The following is a 12177-nucleotide window of genomic DNA, read 5'->3' on the forward strand; positions in this document are numbered from 1 at the left end:
GCATTTATTTATAAGAAAAACAATATGTAATTGTAAAAATAAGTACTTGAATAGAAATATTGACAAAATTATTAGGAGATGATTATAATTAGGCTAATGGTAATGTGATGTTACGGTATGTTTTATTAGATAAAGATCTCAAAGAAGAGATTACAGAAATGTATGAGCTTCTTTGAGATTTTTTTTTGCTTATGTTGAGAAAATATATAATTATGTAAAAGTAATATAGCTTGTAATATCGCATCTCTATATTGCATTTGTCAGGTAGAAACAGTAATTACGTAATATTATTGCCTCTACCCATAATCCTTTATAATTATTTCAAGATATTTTTGACTCATTGTATTTATTGAAATAATAAAGGATTTTATAAATGTGATACTGATGTAAAACTATTTTCAAATTGTATTAACAAATGAAAAAAATTAACACAATAGGAAAATATTGTTGAGAATTTAGTCAGAATATCTTATAATGTACATAATCAATAGTAACATAACAACATTGATTGAATTTAACTTGGGGGAGGAAATAAAAATGAAATTAAGTGCAAGAAACCAATTGGCAGGAAAAGTTGTTGAAATTAAAGAAGGGGCAGTAAATGCATCAGTAAAAATCGAAATTGCTGAAAATATTATAATATCAGCAACTATCTCAATGGACGCAGTAAGGGAACTAGGATTAACAGTAGGATCAGAAGCTACAGCAGTAATTAAGGCAACATCAGTAATGGTTATGGCTTAGTTCGCTATCATCTTATACTACATATGAAATCATAATCAAAAGAGGATATCTTAAGTTAAGATATTCTTTTTTTACTAGCAGTTTACTATATATATTCAGATAAAAAGATATATATCAAAAAATAATTCTTTACAATACTACAAGAATATAGGTATATGTGTGTATATTTATGATATCTATATGCAATGTTCGGAATCGTTAATAATGATCTCAAAGAGGAGAATGCAGAAATGTAGAAAACTCTTTGAGATTTTTTGTTTATAAAAAATTAAATTATGATATCCCAATAATGGTATCTTAAAAGGTTGAACAAGAATGGAGTGATTAATTTGAAATTTGTTACATTTTCTGGACCACCATCATCGGGCAAGACTTCAGTAATATTAAAGGTAATTGAGAGCTTAAAATCGGAACAAAAAAAATTTGGAGTTATAAAATTTGACTGTCTTACAACTTATGATGATTTACTTTATAAAAAGGCAGGAATTGAAGTTATGGTAGGATTATCAGGAAATCTTTGCCCAGATCACTTTTATATCAGTAATATAGATGATTGTGTTAAATATGGAGCAGAGAATGGTTTCGATTTGTTGATAAGCGAGAGTGCGGGGTTATGTAATAGGTGCTCACCTCATATTAAAGGTATTTTAGCGGTATGCGTAATAGATAGTCTTTCTGGAGTAAACACTCCTAAAAAGATTGGACCAATGTTAAAATATGCGGATATTATAGTAATTACAAAAGGTGACATAGTTTCTCAAGCTGAAAGAGAAGTATTTAGTTTTATGGTAAAAGAGGCTAATCCCAAGGCACACATAGTGTATGTTAATGGTCTTACTGGTCAAGGCGCTTATGAATTAAGCTTAAGCATAAAAAAAGCAAAATCTATTGAGAGTCTTGAAGGAGAAAAACTTAGATTTACAATGCCTTCAGCATTATGCTCTTATTGCCTTGGAGAAACAATAATAGGTGAAGATTACCAAACTGGAAATACAAAAAAAATAAATTTCCAAGAAATTAAAGGTAACAGAGAACTTAAAAGGAGTTATTCTTTAGACAATAATAGTGAAATATCTGAAATAGACTGCACAATAGTTAACTCATTAACAATTGTAGGAGGACATGATAAAGGTGGAAATAAAGAAGATATTGAACTTACAATTAAAGTAGGAGAAGTAATTTGCATAGTTGGACCTACAGGATCTGGTAAAAGTAGATTACTCGAAGATATAGAGTGTATTGCGAGTGGTGATACTCCAACTGGAAGAATTATAAAAATAAATAGAGAAAATTTAAATTGTAGCAGGCTGGTTGCAGAGCTTTCACAGAATATGAATTTTGTAATGGATGTATCTGTAGAAGAATTTATAAGAATGCATGCAAAAAGCAGGAATGTTATAGAGATAAAAAGTATTACAGACAAAATAGTAAAATATGCAAATGAACTAGCAGGAGAGGAATTCACTGGGGATACACCGATAACTTCATTGAGCGGGGGGCAATCAAGAGCATTAATGATTGCAGATACAGCATTATTAAGCGTTTCCCCAATAGTACTAATTGATGAAATTGAAAATGCAGGGGTAGATAGAAGCAGGGCATTAGAACTTTTAGTTAAAGAAGGAAAAATAGTTTTTGTATCTACTCATGACCCTATATTAGCATTACTTGGGGATAAGAGAATTGTGATAAAAAATGGTGCGATAAATAAAGTAATCACAACAGTTCCAAAGGAAAGAGATAATCTTAAGATTATGAAACAAATTGATAATAAAATGTTAGAACTCAGAAATGCCTTAAGAAGTGGTAAAGTAATAGACTGGGATATGAAAGAGTATTTTCTATAGATATCCAAATGCGACTTTAGACTTATGCAATAGCCAACCGAAATTAGGTGAACTCTGTTGTTTCGGTTGTTATAGAATACAGCTGTGAATTTCTAACATCAGAAGTTGCACCATTTCTGCATGCTCCCGAGTCAAGTTCGTGACAAGCAAAAATGGAACATCTTCTTATTAAAAATAAGTGAAAAAAATATAAGATGGAGGTTTAAAAATATGGGAAAGATGAAAAATATAATTGATAAATCAGAATATGATGTTCTTGGATTGTTACCGTGTCCTATAAAAGTCCCAATAGAAGTTGGTTTTGATGAAATGATAAATGATTTAGAAAGTGAATGTGATTTTAAATATCTTGTTGAAGGTAATGCTAATTATGAGGTCATGTGGATGGATGAGTCTTCATATATTCCTAAAAAAGAAGAATTGCCAAAGATTATTATAAGTGCCGGAGTTAATAGCTTTTATAGAAAAGATTTTAGAGCTAAGGCAATAGAAGAGAAATACTTTAAGGAAGTCAAAAGCATAGAAGATGGAAAATTAATTGAAAATGATTTTAGTGATCCAAAAGGTAATTATTATATAATGGCATTAAATCATTTAGTTATGGCAGTAGATTTAACTAAATTGAATAATAGAAATATACCAACCTCGTGGGGAGAACTTTTGAATAGTTCATTTAAAAAAGAAGTTGCCATAAGAGGAAAGCGAGGAAAGTATTGTGAAACAACATTGCTAGCGATATATAAAGATTATGGTATGGATGGAATTATGAAATTAAAAGAACTTGTTGGATTTGGCGGACATCCAGCTGAAATGGTAAAGAATGCAGGGAAAGGAATTGAGAATTCACCTACAATTAGTGTTATTCCTTATTTTTATGCAAGGCTCCTTAAAAATAATAAGAATGTTAAGATTGTTTGGCCTGAAGAAGGTGCAATAGTTAGTCCAGTGACATTATTAGTCCAAAATGATATTTCAAACATGTTGGAAAATGTGGTAAATTATTTTACTAGTGAACAAGTACAAAATGTATGCAAAGATGCAGCACTGCCTCATCCAATGGATTATTTAGAGTATTTAAAAGAAAACAATTATAAGTTAAATTGGTTGGGATGGGATTTTATAAGCAATAATGATATAAACAAATTACTTCCAAAGTTAAATAAATGTTTCTAAATGCTAGAAATTCTCACCTCTAAATGTTAGAATAAATTATTATACGGAGGAGGGAAGTTCTATGAATAATGAAGAATCCCTAACGGCAGTAGATGTCGCTGAACTATTAAAGATAACTAAAAATACAGTGTATGAAATGGTCAAAAGAGGTGAATTACCTGGATACAAAGTAGGGAAAAAGCTTAGAATTGATAAAAAGGATGTTGAGAATTACATCAATAGTCAAAAGGTAACAAAAGGTAGCAATAATCAGATTAAGATATTAATAGATGAGCCAGTAATAGAAGAAAACCTGAGTAATATAAAAAAAGTGGAAAATTCAAATGATATTATAATATCAGGGCAAGATGTGATTTTAGATGTTTTAGCAGAAAAAATTATGGAAAAGGCAAATGATATAAGGGTCCTTAGGTCTAATACAGGAAGCTATTCAGGTCTATATGACTTATATAATGATAAAATTTCTATATCGTCAGTACATTTATGGGATGGAGATACTAATGAATATAATACTGCTTTTGTAAGAAAACTAGTTCCAGGTATATCTTGTTTAATTATAAACCTGGCTTACAGAAATGTTGGTTTTTATGTTCCAAAAGGAAATCCCAATAAAATAACTAATTGGAAAGACTTGATTAAAGAAGATATATCCATGATAAATAGGGAAAAAGGTTCTGGAATAAGAATTTTGCTTGACGAGAAATTAAGAGTTAATAATATAAATAGAGAACAAATTAAAGGATATAATATTGAAAAACAATCCCACTCTGCAGTAGCAAGAAGTATTGCAAGAGGGGAAGGTAATGTTGGGATAGGAAATGAAAAAGCAGCTAACCAGGTTGATGGGATTGATTTTATTAAAATTCAGGAAGAAAGATATGACTTAGTTATCAAGGAATCTGATTTAAAATATCCTATATATCAACTTATAATTAGAACCATTCAAAGTGAAGAGTTTAAGAGGGAAATTGAAAGTTTAGGCGGATATGATTTAAAAGATATAGGCAAAATACTTGATAAAACATAAATAATGATATAGTATAAGATTAATATTATAATTTTACTGTGCCTTTTTGTTATTAAAAAATAAGGTATATGAAAGAAAATAATAGATGATGATTGATTATTTTTTGAATATATCTAAATAAAGGAGCGATGGTATATGGATGAAATAGGAGTATTTTTAAACGAAAAAGATCTTATAAGTTCTTTTGAAGAAGCACGATATGTAAAAATATTTGCAAAAGAAAAATATTTGTGGAAAACAAAAAAAACTATTTTAATTAATAGGGCAGGTGGTGAAAAATCAATAAATGAAATCAGACAGGAATACAAAAATGTAATTAATGAAATGGATGATTGTAAAATTATAATAGTAACAAAGGCTTTTGGAATTCCGTATAGTGTATTTTATATGGGGGATTTTAGTGTTTGGGAATTGGAAGGAAACCCATTTGATTATTTTGATGAAATTATTAAAAATGAAATGGTCCAAGAGGAGAATGAAAATAAAGAAGTTGAAATTGCTAAGAAACTTGGCGATGGATATTTCATGATAGATCTACAGGAATTAGAGCTGATAAATCCTGAAATAACTTCTAAAAAGGCAATAATTCCTTATTTAGAAAAAGAGGATGTAAAAAAAATAGAAGTACGCTGTTGTCATGTACCGCCTTGGCTGGTTGCAAAAATGGACAAGGGTGAAATCTTATTATCCATTAATGAGATAAAAAGAAATGATTATATGGTAACTGTACAGAAAAATGTTTGAGGCACATGAAAGAAATAATAGACTAGGAGGCGAATTTATGGAGAAAATAATAACTAAGTATGGTATTTTAAATGATGCTATTATTGCTGAGTATTATTCCACTGGGGAACCAGAAGCGTATAAGGTGGAAGAATACAGTGAATTAAAAGTTTTAGACTATAATTTAGTACCGTTGCATGGATTTGTAGATGAAAGAAGAAAAGAATTTCCACCAGTAAAGGTATTTAAGAATGGCAATATTAAGAGTATTTCATTAAATGACTTGACAGTAATAAATACTAGTATAGGTGTATTTGAAGTTGAAAAAATAACATTCTATGAAGATGGTGAAATAAATAGATTGTTTCCTTTGGATGGAAGATTGTCAGGGTATTGGACTGAAGATGATGAATATAAATTAGCAAAAGCTTATAAATTTAGTTTTGATTTTTCATCATTTGAAGCTAAGATTATGTCTCTTCATTTTTATGAAACACAAGAACTTAAAAGTATCACATTGTGGCCAAAAGAAAGAATTAAAATAAATGTTGGAGAATATAATTTTGCAGGCAGAATAGGAGTCTCTTTATATAAAAGTGGAAAAATAAAATCCTGTGAGCCATTAATTGCAACAAATATAAAAACGCCCATTGGAAAAATTGAAGCTTATGACGTTAATGCAATGGGAATTCATGGGGATAGTAATTCTTTAGAATTTTATGAAGATGGAAGCATAAAATCTCTTATCACATCTACTAATACAATTACAATTAAAACATCGGAAGGTGACACGATTTTTCATTCTCCAAAAAAAATTAGATTGTATTCTAACAGTGAAGTTCTGGATACGATAACTTTAAAGGTGGAATTTATTGATGATAAGGTCATAATAGATAAACAATATGAATATGAGATTAAAGAAAATAAATTTGAGATAAAAGCATTTGGAGAAAGACACTTTACCCTTAATGGAGATAGAAATAAATAATTCTCATTAAATTTAACAAAACACGAATGATTTTGATAAATTGATAAAAATATATCGTTATCATTAGAAAAGTTATAGAAAATAAAAAAATAGTTTGCAATATCAGTTTTTTGTGATATTATAATTTCAATAAATAAAACAAGCAAATGAAAAAAAGAAATTAATAAAAAAGTAATTATATACAAGTTTTTTTAAAATAATATAACTTAAATTAAAAAAATATTAACCTGTCATTAAGGCAATGGAGTCTAAGTGTTTAACTCAATGAGGAAGTTAACGACTTAGATTTTTTTATTACAATGAAAGGACAAAGAAGTCTATTTTATTATAACTATTAATAGTTAAATAAATTAGGCTTATTTTTTAAAATTAATTTATTGTTATATTAATACAAATAAGTTATAATGACCCATTTGGGCTTATATAATATATTTAATTATGAGGAGGAAACTAATATGAGACAAGTAGCTATTTATGGAAAGGGTGGAATAGGAAAATCTACAACCACACAAAATTTAACTTCAGCTTTAGCTGAAATGGGAAAGAATATAATGATCGTAGGATGTGATCCTAAAGCAGATTCCACAAGATTAGTTCTTGGAGGTTTAGCACAAAAAACAGTTCTAGATACTTTAAGAGAAGAAGGAGACGACATTGAATTAGATGCAATCTTAAAAACAGGATATGGAAATATAAGATGCGTTGAATCAGGCGGACCAGAACCAGGAGTTGGATGTGCAGGAAGAGGTATTATTACTTCAATAGGAATGCTTGAACAATTAGGAGCATATACACCTGATTTAGATTATGTATTCTATGATGTATTAGGAGACGTTGTATGCGGAGGTTTTGCAATGCCAATCAGAGAAGGTAAGGCACAAGAAATATACATCGTAGCATCTGGAGAAATGATGGCATTATATGCAGCAAATAATATTTCAAAAGGTATTCAAAAATATGCTAAAACTGGTGGTGTTAGATTAGGTGGAATCATCTGTAATAGTAGAAAAGTTGATAAAGAATTAGACCTTTTAGAAGCTTTTGCAAAAGAACTTGGAAGTCAACTTATCCATTTCGTACCAAGAGATAACATGGTTCAAAGAGCTGAGATACACAAACAAACAGTTATAGAATTTGATCCAAAAGCTGATCAAGCTGATGAATACAGAACATTAGCTAAGAATATAAACGAAAATAAAATGTTTGTTATTCCAAAACCAATGAAACAAGAAAGATTAGAAGAAATATTAATGGAATATGGTTTAATGGATATCTAAGATAAAAGCATAATTATTAATTTACAATTCACAATTATTGATTAATGTTGAAGCTCATAAAGAAAGTTTTGCTAAACAAATAGAAGATTCCCACAAGGCGAAAGTTATGCTATCCAAATACAAGATTTGGAGCATCACTTTTGGAGCACCACTTTTCCATTCAGGATTTTTTGAATTCAATTATTTATAATGTGAAATTTAAGTTGAAAAATATATAAAACAAAATATTAAATAAAAGGAGATAGAGAGATATGTATATGATTCGAGCAATAATAAGACCAGAAAGGGTTAGTACTGTGCTTTCAGAATTATTGGATGCTGGATTCCCAGAAGTAACGAAGATGGCAGTTTATGGTAGAGGGAAACAAAAAGGAATCAAAGTTGGAGAAATATATTATGATGAACTTCCAAAAGAGATGCTTCTAATTGCTGTTAAAGATGAAGATAAAGATGATGTTATAAAGGTAATAATTAGAAATTCTAGAACAGGAGAAAAGGGCGCATTTGGAGACGGAAAAATATTCGTTGCACCAATTGAGGAAGTATACACTGTAAGTAGTGGAAAATCAGGATTATAAAAAGAATTAGGAGGAATAGCTTTATGAAAGAAGTTATGTGTATTATTCGTTTGAATAAAGTTAATAAAACTAAAGAAGCACTCGCAGAAGCTGGCTTTCCATCCATTACTTGCAGAAAAGTACTTGGAAGAGGCAAGAAATCAATTGATATAGCTTTAGTTGAAGCTTACATGGAAACTGGTGAAGTACCGCCAACATCGTATGGTGAGAATTTATCAGAAAGAGGAAGATTAATACCTAAAAGATTTATAACTTTAGTAGTAAAAGATGACGAAGTAAAAACAGTAGTAGATACCGTGATAAGTGTAAATTCGACTGGGACTCCAGGAGATGGAAAGATATTTGTATTACCAGTTGAAGAAGTATACAGAGTCAGAGATGGACAAATAGGTGAAGAGGCAATTTAAAGTGTGGAGGTGAAGTTAATGAGTAAAGTTGATAGTGTTTTGGACAAGTATAGTGCCAAAGTATATAAAAACAGAAAGAAACATATGCTTGAACTTGAGCAGGAAACTCAAGAAATAGATGCAAATAGAAGAACTATACCAGGAGTTATGACACATAGAGGATGTTGTTATGCTGGATGTAAAGGTGTTGTTCTTGGACCATTAAAAGATATAGTACTTTTAACTCATGGACCGATAGGATGTGGATATTATTCATGGGGTACTAGAAGAAATAAAGCAATACCACAGAAAGGCGACGGAAACTTTATACAATATTGTTTTTCTACAAATTTAGGTGAAAGTGATATCGTATTTGGTGGAGAAAAGAAATTAAAGGCTGCTATAAAAGAAATTGTAGATATATTTAATCCAAAAGCAATATTTATATGTGCGACATGTCCAGTTGGACTTATAGGTGATGACTTACCAGCAGTTGCAAATGAATCTAAAGAATTGTATGGAATTGATGTTATATCATTCCCTTGTGAAGGATATAAAGGTGTATCTCAATCAGCAGGACATCATATTGCAAATAACAAGCTGATAAAATCTGTAATCGGAACTATGGATTACACACCAAAAACTCATTCAGTTAATATCCTTGGTGAATATAACATAGGTGGTGACGCTTGGGAAATAGAAAGAATTCTAAAGAAAATAGGCTATGAAGTTATATCAGTCATGACAGGTGATGCTAGCATTGACGATATAAGAAAAGCCCATACTGCAGATTTAAATCTAGTCCAATGTCACCGTTCCATTAATTATATCGCAGAAATGATGAAAATTCAATATGGTACTGCATGGATAAAAGTTGATTTTATCGGGGTTGATTGTACTGTTAGAACTTTAAGAGATATTGCGAAATTCTTTAATGATCCAGAGTTCACAGAAAGAACAGAGGCTGTTATAGCTGAAGAGCTTGAAGATATTAAAGATGATATGGATTATTATAAAAGCAAGTTAACTGGTAAAAAGGCAGGGTTGTATGTTGGAGGTTCAAGATCTCACCATTATCAAATGCTATTAAATGATTTAGGTGTAGAAACATTAGTTGCAGGATTTGAATTTGCACATAGAGATGACTATGAAGGTAGAGAAGTAATACCAACTATAATTGAAGATGCGGATTTAAAAAATATCGAAGTATTAGAAGTAGAAAAAATTGAAGGTAAATATAAACCAGTTAAAACAGATGAAGAATTAGAAGAATTAAAGAAAGAAATCATTAATTTAGAATATTATCCAGGTATGATGCGTGACATGAAAAAAGGTTCGATTGTAGTTGATGACTTAAATGAATTTGAAACAGAAGAATTTATTAAAAAGTTAAAACTTGACATGTTTTTCTCGGGCATTAAGGATAAATATATAATACAAAAAGGTGGAGTATTATCAAGACAATTGCACTCTTATGATTATAGTGGACCTTATGCAGGATTTAAGGGTGCTGCAAACTTTGGTAGAGATGTAACAATGAGTTTATATACTCCAGCATGGAAATACACTGTAGCTCCATGGAAAACTGAATCAATATTAGAAGGAACATTTGGAGGTGAGGTATAATGTTAGATTTAACTCCTAAAGAAATTAAGGAAAGAAAAGCGATTACTATTAATCCTAGTAAAACATGTCAACCTGTTGGTGCTATGTATGCAGCTCTTGGAGTTCATGGATGTATGCCCCACAGTCATGGTTCACAAGGTTGTTGCTCATATCATAGAACAGTTTTATCTAGACATTTCAAAGAACCAGCTATAGCAACTAGTTCATCATTTAGTGAAGGTGCTTGCGTATTTGGTGGTGGTAGCAATATTAAAACTGCTGTTAAAAATATTTTTGATATGTATAATCCAGAAATAATTGCAGTTCATACTACATGTTTATCAGAAACAATTGGTGATGATTTAAAAGGTTTTATTGATGCTATAGATATTCCAGAAGGAAAATATGTGTTACATGCAAATACCCCAAGTTATGTTGGATCACATATTACTGGATTCTCTAATATGGTTACTGGCTTTATTAAAGGTTTATCTAAAACAACTGGAGTAAAGAACGGAAAAATGTGCGTGATTCCTGGATTCGTTAACCCTGGCGATATGCGTGAAGTAAAGAGATTATTAAAACTTATGGGTGTAGATTTTACAATGTTACCAGATACAACTGGAGTTTTAGATGCCCCAATGACTGGAAAATATGAAATGTATCCAAAGGGTGGTACAAAGATTCAAGATATTATTGAATTAGGTGACTGCGAAAAAACATTAGCACTAGGGAGCTTTGCTTCAGAAGCAGGAGCATCTACTCTTGAAAAATCATTCAAGATTCCATACTCTACATTAAAGATGCCAATAGGTATTGGTTCTACAGATGAATTAATTATGGAATTAAGTAAATTCAGCAAGCAACAAGTTCCTTATGAACTTGAAGAAGAAAGAGGACAATTAGTTGATATAATGATTGACTCTCATCCATATTATGATGGAAAGAAAGTAGCCTTATATGGAGATCCAGATGTGCTAATTGCTTTATCTAAATTCTTATTAGAGCTTGGAATGATTCCTAAGTATGTAATTACAGGAACTCCATCAAATGTATTTGAAAAACAAATGCAAGCATTGTTTGATGAATTTGGTGTTGAAGGCTGCATAGCTAAACAAGATGCTGATCTTTTTGAATTACATCAATTAATTAAGAATGAATCTGTTGATTTACTAATGGGTGGAACTCATGGTAAATACATAGCAAGAGCTGAAGATATCCCACTAGTTAGAATTGGATTCCCAGTATTAGATAGATATGTTCATTCATATATGCCTAATGTTGGATATAGAGGTGCTATGAGATTATTAGAATTAATGCTTGGTGCATTAATGGATAGACAAGATAGAGACGTAAAAGATGAAGATTTTGAATTAGTAATGTAGATAAATATGTGGAATTTAAGGTTGTGTGGTAGTCAGCCGAAAGTACAGGTACTCTGTTGTTTCGGTTGCTATAGAATATATCTGTGAATTTCTAACATTAGAAGTTGTGCCCAAAATGCTTGTTCAAAGCATGCTTTGAACAAGCATATTTGGAACAACTTCTAATGAAGAAATATCTACAGCTATATTCTAAATGCAACACTGCACAAAAGAGTACCCATACTTTCTGGTGTAGTATATACTCAAAAGTTTAAATTTAGATGTTAATTTATTTATCTAAAAGAGTTGTGAAGTAAGTATTAAGTGGAAGGGCGTGTACTTTGGATAAGTGAAAATGGAATGATTTCTAATGAAGAAATCCTACATTAGTATTCTAAATGCAACACTGCATATTATGACCATTGTGGTTACAAAAGAGTACCTATCATTTCTGGTGTAATGTAT

The 12177-nt window shown here is 30.4% G+C and carries 11 protein-coding genes; all 11 read left to right on the top strand.

What is annotated here, in order from left to right; translation table 11 throughout:
* The first annotated feature begins 537 nt into the window (after positions 1-537).
* The 11 genes from L3B96_RS22160 (at position 538) to nifK (ending at position 11733) form a co-directional block, all read left to right on the top strand.
* Positions 538-744, top strand: coding sequence for a TOBE domain-containing protein (locus tag L3B96_RS22160; RefSeq protein ID WP_238948599.1), 207 nt, complete (start codon positions 538-540; stop codon positions 742-744).
* A 320-nt stretch (positions 745-1064) separates the two neighbouring features.
* Positions 1065-2591, top strand: a complete 1527-nt coding sequence (locus tag L3B96_RS22165; RefSeq protein ID WP_238948622.1) for a GTP-binding protein — start codon at positions 1065-1067, stop codon at positions 2589-2591.
* Positions 2592-2801: 210 nt separating this feature from the next.
* Positions 2802-3764 (top strand): ABC transporter substrate-binding protein, encoded by a 963-nt coding sequence (locus tag L3B96_RS22170; protein WP_238948600.1) that lies wholly within the window; start codon positions 2802-2804, stop codon positions 3762-3764.
* Between the two features lie 61 nt (positions 3765-3825).
* A complete protein-coding gene (locus tag L3B96_RS22175) occupies positions 3826-4791 on the top strand; it encodes a helix-turn-helix transcriptional regulator (RefSeq protein WP_023976174.1) in 966 nt (321 codons plus the stop codon).
* Between the two features lie 135 nt (positions 4792-4926).
* Positions 4927-5535, top strand: a complete 609-nt coding sequence (locus L3B96_RS22180; RefSeq protein WP_238948601.1) for a Fe-only nitrogenase accessory AnfO family protein — start codon at positions 4927-4929, stop codon at positions 5533-5535.
* 37 nt (positions 5536-5572) lie between these two features.
* Entirely contained in the window at positions 5573-6502 is a 930-nt protein-coding gene (locus tag L3B96_RS22185; RefSeq protein ID WP_038457442.1) for a hypothetical protein, read from the top strand.
* Positions 6503-6957: 455 nt separating this feature from the next.
* On the top strand, positions 6958-7779 hold the full coding sequence (gene nifH, locus L3B96_RS22190; protein ID WP_012058230.1) for a nitrogenase iron protein: 822 nt from the start codon (positions 6958-6960) through the stop codon (positions 7777-7779).
* Between the two features lie 251 nt (positions 7780-8030).
* On the top strand, positions 8031-8357 hold the full coding sequence (locus L3B96_RS22195; RefSeq protein WP_023976171.1) for a P-II family nitrogen regulator: 327 nt from the start codon (positions 8031-8033) through the stop codon (positions 8355-8357).
* Between the two features lie 23 nt (positions 8358-8380).
* The gene (locus L3B96_RS22200; RefSeq protein ID WP_012058232.1) at positions 8381-8764 is read left to right on the top strand and encodes a P-II family nitrogen regulator; all 384 of its coding nucleotides are present in this window, start codon (positions 8381-8383) and stop codon (positions 8762-8764) included.
* Positions 8765-8782: 18 nt separating this feature from the next.
* Positions 8783-10369, top strand: a complete 1587-nt coding sequence (locus L3B96_RS22205; protein WP_023976170.1) for a nitrogenase component I subunit alpha — start codon at positions 8783-8785, stop codon at positions 10367-10369.
* Positions 10369-11733, top strand: coding sequence for a nitrogenase molybdenum-iron protein subunit beta (nifK, locus tag L3B96_RS22210; protein WP_012058234.1), 1365 nt, complete (start codon positions 10369-10371; stop codon positions 11731-11733). Before L3B96_RS22205 ends, nifK begins: the two co-directional genes overlap by 1 nt.
* Positions 11734-12177 lie beyond the last annotated feature (444 nt).

Source organism: Clostridium sp. YIM B02569, assembly GCF_022320765.1.
Taxonomy (GTDB): domain Bacteria; phylum Bacillota; class Clostridia; order Clostridiales; family Clostridiaceae; genus Clostridium; species Clostridium beijerinckii.